This window comes from Neorhizobium tunisiense (genome assembly GCF_039631515.1).
Classification (GTDB): Bacteria; Pseudomonadota; Alphaproteobacteria; order Rhizobiales; family Rhizobiaceae; genus Neorhizobium.
Window position 1 is genome coordinate 1582827 of record NZ_JBDIUU010000001.1, and the last position, 18606, is coordinate 1601432.

Consider the following 18606-nt stretch of genomic DNA (forward strand, 5'->3'; position numbering starts at 1 on the left):
ACTAACCTCTTGAGACTTATTCTCTCGATCGTCGGTCCGATTATCTCTTCAGATTGATCAGGACGTCCATCAGGTCCGAACCGGTCTGGAAGACCTTGGAGTTCGCGGTGTAGACACGCTGCGATTCGATCATTTCCGTCAGTTCGCTGGCGATATCGACGTTGGAGCTTTCAAGCGCGCCGGAATAGATCTGGCCGAAGGCGCCGGCCTGCGGGAAGCCGATGGTGACGACGCCCGAGTCGTTGGTCGGCAGGTAGGCGTTACCGTTCTGCGGAAGCAGCTTGTCGATGCTTGGAACCGTTGCGAGGGCTACCTGGTAGATCGGACGACGCCCGCCATCCTGATAGACCGCCGTGACCACGCCGTCACCACCGATTTCGACGTCGGTGATCGGGCTCGGCGCATTGCCGTCGATGATGCCCTTGCCCGGGGTAAAGGCGGCAGCGAACTGCGTCATATCCGAGAGGTCGATCGTGATCGATTGTGCAGGAGTAGCACCGTCGTTCGGATCGGTGAAGGTAATCGCCTTCGGGGAGGCTGCCGTCAACTTATTGGTGTTCGGATCAAAAGCAAGCGTTACCGTCTGCTGCACAAGAACATTGGGCGCCGTAGCAGTGTAGGGGAAACCGCCGTTGGTCGCCTGATCCTGGCGATAGACCGAAACTTCCCATGTATCAGGGCTAGCAGTTGCCTTGGTGTAGTAGAAATCATAGAGCACCTTAGCACCGGCATGATCGTAAGCGGTCAACGAGCTCTTGTTGGTGACGACGGTGCCTGTCAGCGCGTTGGCGCTCGGACGGTTAGCAAGCGGAACCACAGCCGCTCCCTTGTCCAGGTTGGCCGGGAAGCTGCCTGCCGTCGACGGCGAGGACACCATGCCGAAGTCGTTGATGTTGATTTCCTCGAGACCGTTGAAGCCGTTGACGACGGCTGCCGGCGGGTTCGAGCCGTAGGGATAACCCATCAGGTTGAAACCGGCGGTGTTCTTGAGGAAGCCCGTCGCATCCTTCACGAAGGCGCCGGCGCGGGTCAGGTAAGGAGTACCGTTCGGATCGCTGACGATGAAGAAGCCTTCGCCTTGGATGGCAAGGTCCGTCGACGACGTAGTGTACTGAATGCCGCCCTGTTCCGCGATGCTGTAGCGAACATTGGTTTCGACACCACCGGAAGAATACGACCCTTGAGTCGAGGGCAGAACCAGCGTGGAGAACGCCGTGGAAGAACGCTTGTAACCGACGGTGCTCGAATTCGCGATGTTATCGCCAACGGTACCGAGACGGTTTGCCTGAGCGTTCATGCCCGAGACGGCCGTTTTCATCGTGCCGAAAATACTCATAGGAAATCTCCTTTTTGTCTGATGGAGAGAGTAAGTGGCGGGCCTTGCGTGAAGCTGTCTGCCCACGGTTCCCGCCGAAAATTTGCGGCAAGGCCCTGTTAAAAAATCAGTTCCAGTCGATGCAATAACCAAGGAAACGCTTGGAATCGACCGGATCGAAGCCGAGCTTCTTGCGCAGCTTCTTGCGCAGCTTGCTGATATGGCTTTCGACGACGTTCTCTTCGACTTCTTCGTCGAAGATGCCGTAGATGGCATTGAAGATCTGGGTCTTGGAAACGCGACGACCGCGGTTGGAGACCAGGTATTCGAGGATGCGGCGCTCACGGCGCGGCAGCGCGAAGACATCGCCGTCGATTTCGGGATCGCGACCGTCGGAGAACACCCGGATCGAACCGATGTCGGTGAAATTCGAGATCGCCTTCAGCCGGCGACGGATCGCAGCGGCACGCGCCAGGATCTCGCGGGGATGGATGGGCTTGCGCACCACGTCGTCCACGCCGCTGTCGAAGAAGGCGAGGGTCGCCTCCAGGGAGGGCTGATCGCTGACTGCGATCACCGGTGCCATGGACCGGTCCCGGATGGCCCGCGGCAGTTCGAGCGTACGCTCGCCCTGGCCGATCAGGAAGGCCTCGACCGCGGCAATATCCGAGTCAGCCGCCGTACTCACCCATTCGCCAAATTCTTTTGGATCGAACCCCTGGGAAGGAATTCCTTCACGTCCAAAAAGAGATGTGTAACCGTCTTTCACGAGCTCACGCTCATCAACCACTACGATCATTCGTCCGCCTCCGAATCACTTGTGGTGCTTCAATATGTCTATGGGTACGAATCGGCGGAATCCGAGACAAGCTGTGTGAAGTTAACCAAACAAATTAATAGTTGATTAATAACTGCACCGCGATTTGCACTAGATGTAGTGGGCGCACCAATTTCGGACACAAATTTCCGGTGGAAAAATTAACGCATCGTAAAAGAAGACTTGCATGGCCATTTTTGCCATAAATGCAAATCGCTGCAATTTTGCGATTCTTTATTTTAGCGATTCAACCTTGGATTGCTCATCCGGTGCAGAACCGGGAAGCGTTGGAAGTCCACTCTCCGTAGCCGGTGGCGACGAGATTGCTGATCACCCGGCAGACATATTGCTTCTGAGCGGGATTGTTGTTCGGTCCGGCGTGGTATCGTGCCACGGCCATCGTCCAGGTCTCGTGTTTGTCGTGCAGGTTCCGGAGGAACTTTGCCGCGTATTCCACATTGCGTTTCGGGTCGAACATCTCTTCCGGCGAGGAAAAATTCTCACCGTGGAAGTGGTGATTAATCTGCATGCAGCCGATATCGATGAGCTTCCTGCCCTGCCGTTTGGCGTCGTAAAAGGTTGTCATCGCCGCCTGCTGCGAGGGCGGAAAATAGGCTTTGCCCTCGACATTCATGGCATAGGCGCTGAGGCTGCCCTTGCGGCCGGTCTCGGTGAGACCGACCGAATAGAGAATGCCTTCCGGTACGCCGTATCTCGCCGCAGCGGCCTGTATTTCCCGCTCGCAGACGCCGGAACTCAAAGGCGCACTGACCTTCGGAGCGCTGTAGGCGGGTGCTCTGACAGGCGTGCGTGGTGTTGCCGGAGCCCTGCCGGGAGGTGCAGCGGGCGCAGCGGCACCTTGCTGCCCCCCCCAACCTCCAGAACTGAAGAGCGATCCGGCGCCGGCGTCAGAGGTAGAGCTGACCAGGACGAGAGCCACCAGGAGCGGTGCCAGCAACATTGTCCGATGCCGCGTCATGTGCGTTCCTCGTTCCCTGATCTGCGGCCTGTCGCTCCCCATTCTGCTGCTGGCCACGGCCGGCGGCCTGGCCCTGACGCCCGCCTTCAGCCATGGCCTGCTGGCCTGCCTGGCCGGACTGCCCCTGCTGGCTGCTGGTGCCGTCAGAATCCGCCGTCGGCGCGATGCTGATGGTCACCTGGTCGACCGCGAAGCCCTGGGCACGCAGCGCATCCAGAATGCCGCCGCTGTCTTCGCTGAGCTGACGATAAGCCGCGCGGGTTTCGACGGTCAGATGAACATTGAGTTCTTCGCCGTGAAGCCGCAGCGTGGCCGTCACCGCGCCGAGATCGTGCGGGTTCAACTGCAGCTTCAGCGTATTCACCACCGTGCCGGTGCTGCTCTGCGATGCTGCGTTCGAAAGCGCCGAACTCGGGCTCATTGCGCCCGCCCAATCAGAATCTCCCGACAGCATCGCCGTGAGATTGGCGCCGTTCGAATTCGGCGCGAGCCCGAGGAAGCGGCGTGCATCGAGCACGGTGACGTTTTCGGCGGCACCGCCCGACGACGATCTGAATTCCGCCGTGCTGCGCTCGCCCCGACCGCCGACAGCCATGTCGACATGCTGGTCGTTACGCGCGTTGCTGAAACGGAAGACACGCGTGCCGGGAGCGCTCTTATCCGCATCCACGGGCGTCGAAAGCGGATCCGCGTCGCCGGAGCCTGCGTGCTTGGCATCCTTCAGGGCAAGGGCATCGACCTCACGCCCATCGTCATCCTGGCCCCTGGCTCGCTTGTTCTGCTGTCCAGGCGCATTCTTCGACACCATCGCGTTGATAGCGCCGGTCGCTTCGCCGCTCGTCAAAAGCGAGAGCATGTCGGTGATCTTGGCGTCGTCTGCGGCAAGCATGGAGACATCAAGTCCGTCGTTGCCCTCCGTCTCGACCTCCGCGTCCTTTTCGGGTCTGGCAGCGCGCTTGCCCTGAACATCGTCCGACTTCCGCGCGACGGCTTTCGCGGCCTCAAGGGCTTCGCGGAGCTTCCTCTCAGCCGGAGTCATCTGCTTTTCTTTGGGCTCGTTCGCCAGCGCCTGCTTCAGGGTGCCGGCGGTCTCTTCCGTCTCCTCGATCGGGCGGCGGAGGGATTGCGGCTTGATGTCGATGATCGGCTTCGGCTTGCCCTGCTTCACGTCGCCAGCCATGCGCTCTTCCGCAGAAGACGCGCGGGCGTCCTCATCCGGTAGGTCGTCGGCATTGTTCGGGAGCGCATCGCGGTCAAAACCGGAAAGAGCGTCGGAGAAGCCGCCAGCGGAACCGTCAGCGCCTTTGCGACCGGCAACGCCCTGCTTCGTGGACGAAGCCGCGTCGGCTGCGCCAGTCTTACCACCACCAAGAATGTCAGTAATCATTTGGAAGCGTTCTCCTCCTTCAGCATTTCGTCGATAGCACTCAATTTCGAACGACCGCTATCGACGAATGTCTGGAAGGCCGGATCGAATTTGGCAGCGGTGCCGGCCATCGGACTTTCCGTGGCGGAGGCAGGCCCAGCGATCTCATTCCTGGGCAACGCGACTGGAGATTTCGCGTCTTCTGTATTAGTCACTTTGATAGCTTTATCTTGTGCGAGGCTGTCGACCTTAGGCCGGCTAACAACTTGCTCCGCCACCACTTTTGCAGCCTGCCTCAAAGCGCGGTCACGCGGCGAAAGCGTCGCCTCGGGAACGTCGGCTATCGCCTGGATAGCCTGGCCGATGTCCTTCGTCGGGATATTGGCAAACCCACCATAAAGCTTCGCGAGCGCCTCGGGCGTCGGACTTTTGGCGAGCGCTTCGGCCTTTGCGGAGGCGAGACGCGCGAGATCGTTCTTGCCGGCGATCGCCGCCGAACGAGCGATGCGCAGGAAAATCTCACGGCGCCGGTCGGCGTCCATGAATTCCAGCGCTCCGTCGATATCATCCTCCGTGATCTCACCGAAATGACCGACGGCCAACTGTACGAAGAAATCCGCGAACTGGCTGGCGTAGGGCGAATGGATGAAACGCCGCGCATATTTGCGCGAATAGGAGAGCGCCGGCGCCACCATATTGGCATCGACGGTGATTGCCACCGATCGACGCAGCGCGGCTTCCTCGATGATCGTGCCGGGCGCCGTCAAGCGCGCCCAGTCATAAAAAACCAAGGCGCCCTTGGGATCCTTGGCGACCATCACGTTTCCGCTGACGAGCGAAAGGTAGGGACCGATTTTCTCGTCCCGATATTCCTTGGCCATTTCGCTGAGGCTTTTTTCGATCAGAGTTCCGCGGCCGCCGAGGTATTTTCTCAACCCGTCGGCAACGCGGTTATCGAAATTGCCCGCGACATCGCGCGAAGCGAGATATTCGAGCGTAGCGGGATTGCCACCGCTCATGGCATAGATCAGTGCTGCATCGACATTGCGCGGATCCTCAAAGATCGACGGGGCCGCCGTCCGCAGGCGCTGGTCGATCGTCCCCAGCATGAAGCGCTGCATTTCCGCGGCCGAATGATCGCCGAGCACGACGGAATCCTGCACGAATTGCAAGGAGCGAAGCATCGCATAGGGCGCAAGGTCCGTACGATCCTGAGCCGATGCCGCAGGGGCGAATGCGACCCCGAAAAAGAGGCCGGCCGCAATCAAGGACTTTATGCCCACAGCCATCACTATCCCTCGTCCGCCTCGAGCAGGATTTCGATACGCCGGTTTCCAGCTGCGAGCGGATCGGCCGGCACCTGGAGGCGCCTGTCGGCGAAGCCGGAAACCTGCTTGACGCGATCTTCCGCCAAGCCGCCATGCACCAGCATGTAATAGGCGCTGTGAGCACGGGACATGGAAAGGCGCCAGTTGTCGTTCTCGGTACCCTTGAACTGACGGCCGTCCGTATGCCCGCGCAGGACGATGCTGCCCTTTCGATCCTTGAGGATCTGGCCGATCTTTTCCATCGCCAGCACCATTTCGCGGCGCGGCACGGCCGAACCGATATTGAACATCGGATCATCCGCCTGGTCGGAAATCGACACCAGCAGACCGCCTTCCGCAGGCGTCACGACCAGACCTTCCGCCAGCTTGCCGGCGATACCGGAAATCTGCTGCTGGATTTCCTTCTTCAACTCGTCCGCAGCCTTCAACTCGGCCAGCTCTTCCGCTTTCGCACCATCTTCCGGCTTTTGTCCGTTGAGGTTGGCCGGCTTCACCGCCTGCGCGCCCGGGGCCGTCTGCGGCTTATCCATCTGTGTCGGGTCAGGACGCGGAATGGGAATTGCGACAGCCATTTGGGTCTGCTGCAACTGCGTGTTGGCCTCAGTGGATTTCGGCACCTGCTGGTATTGCGGCGCCTGCCCCATCTGGGCGAGCGGATCGTCACTCGCCGTGGTCTTCACGGCCTGCTCGGGGCCTTCGGCGTGCGACATCTGCATCTGCTTGGTCCAGAAGTCCGGATCGAAGGGGTCGCGGTAGGCCTGACCGCCGTCGGCACCGGTCGCGGGGCCTGAATCGCTGGCACCGCCCTCGCCCTTGGCGCTGACATTGGCCTGCTGGCCCACTTGCTGAGCGATCTCGGCAAGAACGGAATAGGGGTTTTCGAAGAAGTCTGCTTCGGAGTAGTTGGGTTCGTCACCTGACGTCGAGGTCATATCCTCGCCGGTCGCCGCCGCAGAACCCTGAACGTTGCCCTCCGCCTTGACCTTCGACTTCTCGCCGTTTTCCTGACCCTCGGCCGCATCGACCGGCTTTTCCAATCCCTTCGAGGCCGGGGTCTCGTCGGAAAGCTTGATCGGGTTAAAATAGCTCGCCATGGAGGCCTTGGTCTCCTCGTTGGCGGCGTTGACCAGCCACATGACGAGGAAAAACGCCATCATCGCGGTCATGAAGTCGGCATAGGCAATCTTCCAGGCGCCACCATGAGCGCCGTCGTCGTGTCCGCCGCCATGTCGCTTGACGATGACGACCTCGTTCTTGCCGTGGTGATGGTTTTCGCCTTCGCTCATCCCAATACCTTTTTCAGACTCGCCAGCCACGCAGACATGCGGGTGACAAGGGCTGCTTCGCCGATATCGACCGCGATATCGAGGTCAGGCGCTTCGATGTGGCGCAGGAGTGGGGTGGGCTCTCCAAGCGCCGTTTTCAGTTTTTTGAACAGGTGCAGCGGGCCGCGGACGGTCAACGTTCCAACGTCACCCTCGAGCATCGCGCTGCGGATGATATCCGCCATGTCTGATACCGCCTTGGCGACAAGCGCTTCGTCGAGAAGAGGCGACAGGATCCTCGCCGTCTGATCGCTGACCGCCTGGGCCGTCAATCCGGCAATGTCCTGAAGTCCGGTCGCGATCATCGCGGCCGCTTCGGTTTCATATTTTTCGCGAAGCGCCGCCATCTCTTCCGCATGCGCTGCCAGAAGCGCCCGGCGTTCTTCATCAAAACGCTGTTGAAGCTCCTCGGACGCCGCGTCATGGCCTTTCGCATAGGCCTCGGCGCGTTCGGCTTCGATATCGACAGGCTCCTCAACCACAGTGGGAAATGCCATATCGTCTTCGAGGCCGTCGCCGAAACCATCGGCCAGCAAGGGCGACAACGGGGCCTGCGGCTCGCTGAAATCCTTCAGGTAGAAGGCAAGCGAAGCACTCATCGAGCGTCCCCCTGCCCTGCCGTCGCCTTTCGTTCGAGGCTCGTCATAGGCCTCCCGAAAGCGCAAATCGTCACCGCTGCAATCATCGTATCATCCCGACAAGGTTGCCATTCGTTTGTCCCCGGCGACACAAGACACTTCGCCGGACCTTAGCGGAACGGTAGGAAGTTAAACTTGCGCGAGGATGAAGATACCGCATTGCATCGAACCTCGCAGACAGGTTCGACCGAGCATCAGGCGGCGGCCGTGTGACCGGCGCCCCGCAGTCTTACCCCTGCCGGAACAACTGCAGGATGTTTTCGGCGTTGGTGTTGGCGATCTGGAGCGACTGGATGCCGAGCTGCTGCTGGGTCTGCAGTGCCTTCAACCGTGTCGACTCCTCGTTCATGTCCGCATCGACCAGTCGGCCGACACCCTTGTCGATCACGTCGGTCAAGGAGGCGACGAAGCTTTCCTGCAGATCGATGCGCTTCTGGATCGAGCCCAGGCTCGAAGCGGCACTGGTCATCGCCAGAAGCTGTTTGTCGAGGAAACGCTCCATCATATCAAGCACCGCGTCAGTGTTCGGCGCCGAGCCTGGGACCATCGTGTTCATCTTTAAGGCGAGGTCGTTCAGCTTGTTGATGTCGACCGTGGTGACCGATATCCCAAGTTTTCGGTTGTTGAGATTGTTACCAGCGGTCACGACGAAATAATATTTGGTCGTGCCGTCGTCGTGAGCAGGGGTCGTTACCGCCGGTGCCGTAGCCGGATCGGTCGTCGTCACCTGCGCCCACTTGCCTTCCCCGACCTTCAGATAAAAATTGCCGCCGACTGCGTAGATGCTCGTGTCGGCTGTATTCGTATCCGGTCCCAGCGCCATCAATTGGCTTTCGGCGAGAACCGAGACGGCGTAGGACGCGTTTGTTGAACCCATCGTGCCGTTGGAAGTGGTCATATCCACCGCGACTTCGCTCTCGGCAACGAACTTCACGGACGAGTCCAAGATGCCGAGATTGCCGCCGTTGAGGTCGAAAAGGACCGTCTTGGAATCAAGCGTATAGTCGACGGTCTTGACCGCGACCTCACCGGAGGCCGTGCGGGTGAACGACGCAACCACCTGTTTGACGACCGGCTTTTCCTGAGCGTTGGTACCGCCGTCGCTGATATAGTCCTGAAGCCAGTTCTCGCCGGAGAAGGTCGCCGAGTCCGAGATGCTCTTCAGCTGTTCCTGCAGCTGGGCGATTTCTTCCTGGATCTTGCCGCGATTGGAGCCGACGCCGTAAGCCGCAACGATCTTGGATTTGATTTCGACGACGGTGTCGATCGCACTTTCCATCGCCGTGTAGGCGGTGTCCACCTTGGCGGCGCCGAGGCCGAGCGCGTCCTGGATGGTCGAGAGCGCATGATTGTCGGAACGCATCGTGGTTGCGATCGACCAGTAGGCTGCATTGTCCGCGGCCGTCTGGACACGCATGCCCGAGGAAACCCGCGCCTGAGTAATCTCCATGTTGCGGTCGATCGAGCGCAACGTCTGCAGGGCAGCCATAGCGGCGGGATTGGTCAGGATGCTGGTCATCGGCCGTGCCTCGGTCAAATGGTCTGGAAATCCGGAGTACTTCACCGGAAACGACGAGAGGCATCATGCGTACCGCCACATGAGCATCACAGATGCGGGCGGTCTGTCGTTCTTAACAAATCGTTAAATCGACAGTTATCAAACCCGGTTGAGGATTGGCAAGAAGTTAATGAAGTCTTAACGGCCTATCCGACAACCGTGCAGGTTTCGCGCAAGCCACGTGCCAAACGCGAAAAACCGCGCCTCTTTCGAAACGCGGTCTTCTTTCCGGAATATTTGCTATCACGCCAGCAGAGCAGGACGAAACCGCTCCTAGCCTAGAGCGCCGCTTACTGACGGAAGAGCGACAGAATATTCTCGGAACTGGTATTGGCGATCGAGAGCGACTGGATCGCGAGTTGCTGCTGGGTCTGCAGGGCCTTGAGCCTGGTCGACTCTTCGCTCATGTCGGCATCCACCAGTCGGCCGATGCCGCTGTCGATGGAGTCGGTCAGCTTGGAGACGAAAGCTTCCTGCATGTCGATGCGCTTGTTGATCGACCCGAGTTTTGCCGTTGCGCTGATGAGCTTTTCGAGCTGACCATCGACGAACGAGTTGAGGGCGGCCATGAGATCGGCGTCGTTGGCCTTGGTCCCCATCCCGAGATAGCTGACACCGTTCGAATTGCGATAGTCATCGAGCTTGGTGATGTCCAGTTCGGAGATGGAGATGTTGGCGGCGTATTTGATGCCTGCGGTTGCCGTTGCACCGGCCGAGAAGTCGTATCCCTTGGTGGTGTAGATCGCGTCGATGTAGGCGCCGCCGACCTTGATAAGGTAGGTTCCGCTGGTGCCGGACGTATAGATGCCGTTGGTGTCGCCCTTCATGTAGACGCCGCCGCCGACATCCTTCCAGAGCGCGTCCGTTGCATAAAACGCGGCAGTGTTGATCTTGCCGAAGTAATCCTTGTGGTTTGTCGTGCCATCATCATAGTTGATCGCCCGGAAGCCATTGTAGGAATTGCCGTCGAGCAGACCGCCGTGACCGCCGCTCAAGTCGAACAGGACGTTCGTTTCGTTCAGAACGACATCCACTGATTTGACCGCGACGTTGCCATCGGGATCACGGATGAACGAGCTTACAACCTGCTTGACGACCGGGCTGGCCGCATAGATCACGCCCGTGGTGGGGTTGGAGGCACCGCCGACTTCGGCCTGCAGCCAGTTTTCACCGGAGAACGAAGCAGAAGACGTGATGCTCTTCAACTGATCCTGCAGCTGCGAGATTTCTGCCTGGATCTTCGTCTTGTCGACGCCGGCTTCCGAGGCGGTAACGAGCTTGTTCTTGATTTCCTTTACGACGTCGACAACGCTTTCCATTGCGGAATAGGCGGTATCAACCTTGGCGGCGCCGAGACCGAGGGCGTCTTGAACCGCGGAGAGCGCGCCGTTGTCGGAACGCATGGTGGTCGCGATCGACCAGTAGGCGGCGTTGTCGGAAGCGGTGCCGACGCGCAGGCCGGAGGAAACCCGGTCCTGGGTGGTCTGCATCTGGCTGTCGATGTTGCGCAGAGTCTGGAGAGCAGCCATGGCTGCGATATTGGTAAGAATGCTGGTCATCTGATTTGCCCCTTGATTGGCTAGATGGAAGGGACATTTCCGGGATTACACCGGTGAACGTTGGCTTGGCCTGATGCCTGTTAACCTTTTCTTCGTCTTGGTTAACCCATCGTTTCGATGAGCTCAGTTAAGGTGGAAATGGTTAACAAAGGTTAAATGGAATTTAGGAAAGTTAACAAAAACTACCGGGACATAAAAAAAGCCGCGCCCCGGAAGGGCACGGCTTCTTTGTGCGATATGACGCGTCTTGTTAACGGAAGAGCGACAGGATGTTCTGCGAGTCGGAGTTGGCAATCGAGAGCGACTGGATCGCCAGCTGCTGCTGGGTCTGCAGTGCCTTGAGCCTAGTCGACTCCTCGTTCATGTCCGCATCAACCAACCGGCCGACACCCTTGTCGATCGAGTCGGTGAGCTTGGAGACGAAGTCCGACTGCATCTCCAGCCGCTTCGCGACGGCGCCGAGCTTGGCCGCTCCACTGTTCATCGATTCCAGCTGACCGTCGACGAACGAGGTCAATGCCGCCATGATATCTTCATCGCTGGCTCTGGTGCCGAGGCCGAGATAGCTGACACCGCTGGAGTCGCGGTAGTCTTCGAGCTTGGTGATGTCGAGGTCGGAAACCGAGATGTCCGAAGAGTACTTGATGCCAGCCGTTGCAGTTGCACCAGCCGAGAAGTCGTAACCCTTGGTCGTGTAGATTGCGTCGATGTAAGCGCCGCCAACCTTGATCATGTAGGTGCCGTTGGAGCCCGAAGAATAGACACCGTTGGTATCGCCGCGCATGAAGACGCCGCCGCCGATGTCCTTCCAGACGGAGTTGGTCGCATAATACGCCGCAGTATTGATCTTGCCGAAGTATTCCTTCTGGTTCGTCGTGCCGTCGTCGTACTTGATGGCGCGGAAACCGTTGAGAGCGTTGGCGTCGAGAAGACCGCCGCGGCCGCCGCTCAAGTCGAACAGGACGTTGGTTTCGTCGAGGACAACGTTGATGGACTTGACCGTGACATTGCCGTCGGCATCGCGGATGAACGAACCGACGAGCTGCTTGGTAAGTTCGCTGGAAGCATAGATGATGCCGGTGGTGGCGCTCTGCGAGCCGCCGATTTCGGCCTGCAGCCAGTTTTCGCCGGAGAACGAAGCGGAGGAAGCGATGCTCTTCAGCTGGCTCTGCAGCTGGGTGATTTCTTCCTGGACCTTGGACTTGTCGACGCCCGGTTCGGAAGCGGCAACCAGCTTGTTCTTGATTTCGGTGACGACGTCGATGGCCGATTCCATGGCGGAATAGGCGGTATCAACCTTGGCGGCGCCGAGACCGAGAGCGTCCTGAACTGCAGAAAGCGCGCCGTTGTCGGAACGCATGGTGGTCGCGATCGACCAGTAGGCGGCGTTGTCGGACGCAGTGCCGACGCGCAGGCCCGACGAAACGCGGCTCTGGGTGGATTCCATGTCCGATGCGATGCCGCGCAGTGTCTGCAGAGCAGACATGGCTGCAATGTTGGTGAGAATGCTTGTCATTTTAGGTGCCCCTTGAGTGGCTGATTACGAAAAGGGACATTCCGGATTTCACCGGGAACAGCGGTCAGCATCATGCTTGTTAACCATTTAATTTTCTTGGTTAACTCACTGTTTCGATGCTGTTAGGTAACCGCAATATGGTTAATGAATATTGAAGCCGATCGGGAAATTGAGAAAAGCGATTAGGAAATTGAAAAAGCCGCGCCCGAATTCGGACGCGGCCCTTTTTTAAGTCCATGGCGTGGTCAGCCTCCGCGCCATTTTCCCTGGTTCGATTAACGGAACAGCGACAGGATGTTCTGCGAGTCCGAGTTTGCAATCGAGAGCGACTGGATCGCCAGCTGCTGCTGGGTCTGCAGTGCCTTGAGCTTGGTCGACTCTTCGTTCATGTCCGCATCCACCAGTCGGCCGACACCCTTGTCGATCGAGTCCGTCAGGTTGGAGACGAAGTCGGACTGCATTTCAAGGCGCTTCGAGACGGCGCCGAGCTTGGAAGCCGCGCTGTTCATCGATTCCAGCTGACCGTCGACGAACGAGGTCAATGCCGCCATGAGGTCTTCGTCGCTGGCTCTGGTACCCAGGCCGAGATAGCTGACACCGCTGGAGTCGCGGTAGTCTTCGAGCTTGGTGATGTCGAGGTCGGAAACCGAGATGTCCGTACCGTACTTGATGCCTGCGGTTGCCGTCGCACCAGCCGAGAAGTCATAGCCCTTGGTGGTGTAGACTGCGTCGATGTAAGCGCCGCCAACCTTGATCATGTAGGTACCGTTGGAGCCCGAAGAGTAGACGCCGTTGGTGTCGCCCTTCATGAACACGCCGCCTCCGATGTCCTTCCAGACAGCGTTGGTTGCGTAGTAGGCAGACGTGTTGATCTTGCCGAAGTATTCCTTCTGGTTCGTCGTGCCGTCATCGAATTTGATGGCGCGGAAACCGTTGAGAGCGTTGCTGTCGAGCAGGCCGCCATGACCGCCGCTCAAGTCGAACAGGACGTTCTGTTCGTCGAGGAGCACATTGATGGTCTTGACCGAGACGTTGCCGTCGGCATCGCGGATGAACGAACCGACGAGCTGCTTGTTGATCTCGCTGGAAGCATAGATGATGCCGGTGGTCGCGCTCTGCGAGCCGCCGATTTCGGCCTGCAGCCAGTTTTCGCCGGAGAACGAAGCGGAGGAAGCGATGCTCTTCAGCTGGCTCTGCAGCTGGGTGATTTCTTCCTGGACCTTGGACTTGTCGACGCCCGGTTCGGAAGCGGCAACCAGCTTGTTCTTGATTTCGGTGACGACGTCGATGGCCGATTCCATGGCGGAATAGGCGGTATCGACCTTGGCGGCGCCGAGACCGAGAGCGTCCTGGACCGTCGAGAGCGCGCCCTTGTCGGAACGCATGGTGGTCGCGATCGACCAGTAGGCGGCGTTGTCGGAAGCGGTGCCGACGCGCAGGCCCGACGAAACGCGGCTCTGCGTGGATTCCATGTCGCTGCCGATGCCGCGCAGCGTCTGGAGAGCAGCCATGGCTGCAACGTTGGTGAGAATGCTAGTCATATTGATTGCCCCTTGAATGGCTAATTGTAGGAAGGGACATTCCGGACATCACCGGGAACAGCGGTCAGCATCATGCTTGTTAACCATTTAATTTTCTTGGTTAACTCACCGTTTCGATGGCCAAAGAATGCAGCAATATGATTAAGGAACATTGAAGCGAGCCATGGAATAAAAAAGGCCGCGTCCGAATTCGGACGCGGCCCTTTTTGAAGGTCGATGGCGCGGTCAACCGCCGCGCCATTTTCCCTGGTTCGATTAACGGAACAGCGACAGGATGTTCTGCGAGTCCGAGTTTGCAATCGAGAGCGACTGGATCGCCAGCTGCTGCTGGGTCTGCAGTGCCTTGAGCTTGGTCGACTCCTCGTTCATGTCCGCATCAACCAAACGGCCGACACCCTTGTCGATCGAGTCGGTGAGCTTGGAGACGAAGTCCGACTGCATGTCGATGCGCTTGGAGACCGCACCGAGCTTGGCTGCTGCACTGCCCATTGCTTCCAGCTGACCGTCGACGAACGAGGTCAGTGCCTGCATGAGATCCTCATCGCTGGCTTTGGTACCCAGGCCGAGATAGCTGACACCGCTGGAGTCGCGGTAGTCTTCGAGCTTGGTGATGTCGAGGTCGGAAACCGAGATGTCCGCTCCGTACTTGATGCCTGCGGTTGCCGTCGCACCAGCCGAGAAGTCGTAGCCCTTGGTGGTGTAGACTGCGTCGATGTAAGCGCCGCCAACCTTGATCATGTAGGTACCGTTGGAGCCCGAAGAGTAGACGCCGTTGGTGTCGCCCTTCATGAACACGCCGCCGCCGATGTCCTTCCAGACAGCGTTGGTTGCGTAGATCGCCGAGGTGTTGATCTTGCCGAAGTATTCCTTGTGGTTCGTCGTGCCGTCGTCGAAGTTGATGGCGCGGAAACCGTTGAGGGCGTTCTGGTCGAGAAGACCGCCGCGGCCACCGCTCAAGTCGAACAGGACGTTGGTTTCGTCGAGGACGACGTTGACGGACTTGACCGAGACGTTGCCGTCGCTGTCACGAACAAACGAACCGATGAGCTGCTTGGTGATCTCAGTGCCGGCCTGCATGATGCCGGTGGTGGCGTTCTGAGTGCCGCCGATTTCGGCCTGCAGCCAGTTTTCGCCGGAGAACGAAGCGGAGGAAGCGATGCTCTTCAGCTGGCTCTGCAACTGGGTGATTTCTTCCTGGACCTTGGACTTGTCGACGCCCGGTTCGGAAGCGGCAACCAGCTTGTTCTTGATTTCGGTGACGACGTCGATGGCCGATTCCATGGCGGAATAGGCAGTGTCGACCTTGGCAGCGCCGAGACCGAGGGCGTCCTGAACCGTCGAGAGCGACCCCTTGTCCGAACGCATGGTGGTGGCGATCGACCAATAGGCGGCGTTGTCGGAAGCAGAACCGACGCGCAGGCCGGAAGAAACGCGGCTCTGGGTGGATTCCATGTCGTTGCTGATGCCGCGCAGCGTCTGGAGCGCGGCCATCGCCGACACGTTGGTGAGAATGCTAGCCATAGTTGATTGTCCCTTTGAACGAAATACATGGAGGGGGACATACCGGACTGTATATATTACCGGCACTTCGGTCCGGCATCATGCCAACTCGGTCTCTTCAATCTGAAGGAACACCAAACCCGTCGTGTGGGGCAAATCTCGCAGCAAATCCTTGCTAAGTTCTTTAAACAGCACGGAGACTTGAAAGCCGTTCGACCATCATCATTAACGAAAGGTGTACGGCTCGCGGCCTCAGGGAGGTCGGCTTCATGCAAGCTTGGCTTGCCACGATGCGCGGTGAAGCCGATTTGCCGGGACGCCGGCACAACTTTACTGGAGCGGGAAGCCTTGAAACCCCTGAAGATACAACGGCAATACGTCGCAGCACAAAATCACTTCGACAAAAAAGAATATCACGATGTATTGGGCATCCTGAACAAGCTGCTGGATGTTCACAAGGATCCGAGGCACTACGCACTCCTGGGCGCCACGCTGTTGAAGCTCAAGATGAAGACCGAGGCCGCTCAGGCTTTCCAAATTGCCGGCGAGATGGAATCGCCGCACAAGCTCAAATACACGCGCGAAGCCATGCGGCTTCATTTCTCCAATAACGACGACATTAACGTCCTGCGCCTCGGCGCGCGCAACCTCAAGGAGGCGATTGCCGATCCGGATATGGCCGTCCTGATGTCCGGCGCTCTGATGCGCCAGGAACTGGAAGGCGCCGAGGCATTTCGCAACACGCTCGCGCGAAGCGACGAGCCGACACACCGCCAGCTTGCAGCCCGTTCGATCCGGCTCCAGGATCGAAGCGACGAAGAGAACAAGTGCATCCTGGAGATCTTCGAGAAAGATCCCGAGGATCGGATCGTGCGCAATTTCTATCTCTCAGCCATGAGAGACGCCCTCGATTACGATATCATCCGCAAATACGAGCCTATCCAATTCGAGGAAATCGCCAGGGGCGAATTCGAAGCGATCGCCGACGAGGTGTCACTCTTCAATCTACGCTGGTGCGACGACGAAAAGACGAACGCCATCGCGGGCTCCAGAATGGGAGAACGGAAGCCCAGAAATGCCGCCTCGAAAAGGCATAACATGCCGCATCGCTGGGGTCATAAATTGCGCGTCGGCTATCTCTCTGCCGACCTTTGGACGGAACACGCCGTCATGAAGGCGCTTCGCGGCATATTGGAATCGCACGACAAGAGCCGTTTCGACATCACGCTCTTCTGCAACGCTCCTGCCGAACGGCTGCGCAACGACAACAACGCCATCCGCGAGGAATGGGGCAGGGTTGTCCGGATACGGGGCATGACGGATGACGAGGCGGCCGAAGCCATCAAGGCCGAGAATATCGACATCCTGGTCGACCTGCAGGGGCATACCGCAGAAAACCGGGTATTCGTGATGAACCGCCAGACCGCACCGGTGCATGCGACCTGGCTCGGCTATCCGGGCACCGTGGTCAACGTCGACATCGACTACCTCATCGCGGACAAAACGGTGGTGCCGGAAAGCTCCTTCCCGCACTATTACGAAAAGATCTGCTGGATGCCTGAGACGTTCTTCCCGAACGAAGCGGTCCACCGCCCGATGCCGCAGCCGATCGACCGGGCGCTCTGCGATATGCCGCAGGACGCCTTCATCTTCTCGTGCTTCCACAGCCACTGGAAGTTCACGCCCGCGACCATCGACCTCTGGGTCCGCGTCCTCAAGGAAACGCCGGAGAGCTATCTGTTCCTGATCTGCCGCGAACGGTTCGGGGCTCGAAAGAACCTGATCAAGGCCTTTGTGGAAGCGGGAATCCCCGAGAGCCGCCTGATGTTCGGCGATCGCGTCAACAACTATGCGGCCTATATCAATCGTATCGGCCTGACCGATCTCGGTCTCGATACCTATCCTTATAACGGCCATACCACGACCTCCGAAAAGCTCTGGGCCGGGCTTCCGATGCTGACGCACAAGGGCAAGAACTTTGCATCGCGCGTCAGCGAAAGCCTGCTGAATGCCCTGGGCCTGCCGGAAATGGTTGCCGAGGACAAGGATGACTTCGTTCGCCGCGCGGTCCACTACTACAACAACCGCGAGGAGCTCAAAGAGGTCCGCAAAAGGCTCGAGGCAAACCGCTTCACGCACCCGCTGTTCGACGCCGAACGGTATTGCCGGCATCTTGAAACCGCCTACACGATGATGGCCGACAAGGCCAAGGCCAAGATCAAGCCCGACCACTTCAGCGTTCCGGCCCTTCCGCCGCGGGAAGGCCCCTTCAGCTCACGCAATAACTGATATGCGAATGGAAACGGCGGGGATCCCCCGCCGTTTCCATTTCAGCAGCGCTGCTGCAAAGTTAATTGAAGGAACGAACCAGGCTGCCGACCAGCAGGTTCCAGCCATCGATAAGGACAAAGAAAAGAATCTTGAAGGGCAACGAGATCGATGTCGGCGGCAGCATCATCATGCCCATCGCCATGGTGATTGCGGCGACGATCATGTCGATGACCAGGAACGGCAGGATGATCAGGAAGCCGATTTCGAAACCGCGCCGTATTTCCGAGAGCATGAAGGCGGGAACCAGAATACGATAGTCGATCGCCTGCGGCGTGCCGACCGGCTGGTTTCGCTCCCGGGCGATTTCGACGAAGAGCTGCAGATCCTTGTCGCGGGTATTGGCCGACATGAACACCCTGAAGGGTTCCGCGATCCGCTGAACTGCCTCCGCCTCGGTGACCCGGTTCTGAAGAAGCGGCTGGACGCCCTCGTTCCACGCCCTGTCGAAGGTGGGCGACATGACGTAAAACGTCATGAACAGCGCCATCGAGACCAATATCATGTTCGACGGCGCGGTCGAGAGGCCCATGCCTGAGCGCAGGATCGAGAAGGCGATTACGATCCTTGGGAAGCTCGTGACCATGATCAGGATGCCGGGAGCGACGGAAAGAACCGTCAACAGCCCGAAAGTCCGGATGATCCACGCCGCTGCGGAACCATCGACCGGCAGATTGAGAAGATCCGCCGGCGATTGCTGGGCGAGCGCGAGCCCGGGTGCCGCCATCAGAGCGACGAACAGGTAGATCAGCCGAATCATGCGATCACGAAGGTCCTTTGCGTCATCTTCGATAGTCACCCCGACCAATGCAGGTCAACACCTGCGGGACGCGCGC

At 58.9% G+C, this 18606-nt stretch carries 14 protein-coding genes; 1 reads left to right on the forward strand and 13 read right to left on the reverse strand.

What is annotated here, in order from left to right; genetic code table 11:
* Positions 1-40: 40 nt before the first annotated feature.
* The 12 genes from ABCW43_RS08325 to ABCW43_RS08380 form a co-directional block, all read right to left on the reverse strand.
* Positions 41-1336 (reverse strand): flagellar hook protein FlgE, encoded by a 1296-nt coding sequence (locus ABCW43_RS08325; RefSeq protein WP_345922943.1) that lies wholly within the window; start codon positions 1334-1336, stop codon positions 41-43.
* A 106-nt stretch (positions 1337-1442) separates the two neighbouring features.
* The gene (rem, locus tag ABCW43_RS08330) at positions 1443-2114 is read right to left on the reverse strand and encodes a transcriptional activator Rem (protein ID WP_037085198.1); all 672 of its coding nucleotides are present in this window, start codon (positions 2112-2114) and stop codon (positions 1443-1445) included.
* A gap of 280 nt (positions 2115-2394) precedes the next feature.
* Positions 2395-2892: a transglycosylase SLT domain-containing protein gene (locus ABCW43_RS08335; protein ID WP_345922944.1), complete on the reverse strand. Its 498-nt coding sequence runs from the start codon at positions 2890-2892 to the stop codon at positions 2395-2397.
* A 148-nt stretch (positions 2893-3040) separates the two neighbouring features.
* A complete protein-coding gene (gene fliK, locus ABCW43_RS08340; RefSeq protein ID WP_345922945.1) occupies positions 3041-4498 on the reverse strand; it encodes a flagellar hook-length control protein FliK in 1458 nt (485 codons plus the stop codon).
* Positions 4495-5766 carry a chemotaxis protein MotC gene (motC, locus tag ABCW43_RS08345; protein ID WP_345922947.1) on the reverse strand — a complete coding sequence of 424 codons (1272 nt, stop codon included), beginning with the start codon at positions 5764-5766 and terminating at the stop codon, positions 4495-4497. The genes fliK and motC overlap by 4 nt, the downstream gene beginning before the upstream one ends.
* Positions 5767-5768: 2 nt before the next feature.
* Positions 5769-7091: a MotB family protein gene (locus tag ABCW43_RS08350; RefSeq protein ID WP_345922949.1), complete on the reverse strand. Its 1323-nt coding sequence runs from the start codon at positions 7089-7091 to the stop codon at positions 5769-5771.
* Entirely contained in the window at positions 7088-7729 is a 642-nt protein-coding gene (locus ABCW43_RS08355; protein ID WP_345922951.1) for a hypothetical protein, read from the reverse strand. The genes ABCW43_RS08350 and ABCW43_RS08355 overlap by 4 nt, the downstream gene beginning before the upstream one ends.
* Positions 7730-7997: 268 nt before the next feature.
* Entirely contained in the window at positions 7998-9287 is a 1290-nt protein-coding gene (locus ABCW43_RS08360; RefSeq protein ID WP_345922953.1) for a flagellin N-terminal helical domain-containing protein, read from the reverse strand.
* A gap of 329 nt (positions 9288-9616) precedes the next feature.
* Complete coding sequence (locus tag ABCW43_RS08365; RefSeq protein ID WP_345922955.1) at positions 9617-10885, reverse strand: flagellin N-terminal helical domain-containing protein; 1269 nt, start codon at positions 10883-10885, stop codon at positions 9617-9619.
* Between the two features lie 250 nt (positions 10886-11135).
* A complete protein-coding gene (locus tag ABCW43_RS08370; RefSeq protein ID WP_345922957.1) occupies positions 11136-12401 on the reverse strand; it encodes a flagellin N-terminal helical domain-containing protein in 1266 nt (421 codons plus the stop codon).
* Positions 12402-12676: 275 nt separating this feature from the next.
* Entirely contained in the window at positions 12677-13942 is a 1266-nt protein-coding gene (locus tag ABCW43_RS08375) for a flagellin N-terminal helical domain-containing protein (protein ID WP_345922959.1), read from the reverse strand.
* A gap of 255 nt (positions 13943-14197) precedes the next feature.
* Positions 14198-15463 carry a flagellin N-terminal helical domain-containing protein gene (locus ABCW43_RS08380; protein ID WP_345922961.1) on the reverse strand — a complete coding sequence of 422 codons (1266 nt, stop codon included), beginning with the start codon at positions 15461-15463 and terminating at the stop codon, positions 14198-14200.
* A 402-nt stretch (positions 15464-15865) separates the two neighbouring features.
* Here ABCW43_RS08380 and ABCW43_RS08385 point away from each other — a divergent pair, with 402 nt between their 5' ends.
* Positions 15866-17731, forward strand: a complete 1866-nt coding sequence (locus ABCW43_RS08385; protein WP_345922963.1) for an O-linked N-acetylglucosamine transferase, SPINDLY family protein — start codon at positions 15866-15868, stop codon at positions 17729-17731.
* 61 nt (positions 17732-17792) lie between these two features.
* Here the strand turns inward: ABCW43_RS08385 and fliP are convergent, their stop codons facing one another.
* Complete coding sequence (gene fliP, locus ABCW43_RS08390; RefSeq protein ID WP_345922965.1) at positions 17793-18530, reverse strand: flagellar type III secretion system pore protein FliP; 738 nt, start codon at positions 18528-18530, stop codon at positions 17793-17795.
* Positions 18531-18606 lie beyond the last annotated feature (76 nt).

What these genes read in the sequence shown, in the direction of transcription:
- ABCW43_RS08370 (WP_345922957.1), bottom strand. Translation starts at nt 12,401, where the DNA reads ATGACAAGCATTCTCACCAACATTGCAGCCATGTCTGCTCTGCAGACA.
- fliK (WP_345922945.1), bottom strand. Translation starts at nt 4,498, where the DNA reads ATGATTACTGACATTCTTGGTGGTGGTAAGACTGGCGCAGCCGACGCG.
- rem (WP_037085198.1), bottom strand. Translation starts at nt 2,114, where the DNA reads ATGATCGTAGTGGTTGATGAGCGTGAGCTCGTGAAAGACGGTTACACA.
- fliP (WP_345922965.1), bottom strand. Translation starts at nt 18,530, where the DNA reads ATGATTCGGCTGATCTACCTGTTCGTCGCTCTGATGGCGGCACCCGGG.
- ABCW43_RS08350 (WP_345922949.1), bottom strand. Translation starts at nt 7,091, where the DNA reads ATGAGCGAAGGCGAAAACCATCACCACGGCAAGAACGAGGTCGTCATC.
- ABCW43_RS08365 (WP_345922955.1), bottom strand. Translation starts at nt 10,885, where the DNA reads ATGACCAGCATTCTTACCAATATCGCAGCCATGGCTGCTCTCCAGACT.
- ABCW43_RS08380 (WP_345922961.1), bottom strand. Translation starts at nt 15,463, where the DNA reads ATGGCTAGCATTCTCACCAACGTGTCGGCGATGGCCGCGCTCCAGACG.
- ABCW43_RS08375 (WP_345922959.1), bottom strand. Translation starts at nt 13,942, where the DNA reads ATGACTAGCATTCTCACCAACGTTGCAGCCATGGCTGCTCTCCAGACG.
- motC (WP_345922947.1), bottom strand. Translation starts at nt 5,766, where the DNA reads ATGGCTGTGGGCATAAAGTCCTTGATTGCGGCCGGCCTCTTTTTCGGG.
- ABCW43_RS08325 (WP_345922943.1), bottom strand. Translation starts at nt 1,336, where the DNA reads ATGAGTATTTTCGGCACGATGAAAACGGCCGTCTCGGGCATGAACGCT.
- ABCW43_RS08355 (WP_345922951.1), bottom strand. Translation starts at nt 7,729, where the DNA reads ATGAGTGCTTCGCTTGCCTTCTACCTGAAGGATTTCAGCGAGCCGCAG.
- ABCW43_RS08360 (WP_345922953.1), bottom strand. Translation starts at nt 9,287, where the DNA reads ATGACCAGCATCCTGACCAATCCCGCCGCTATGGCTGCCCTGCAGACG.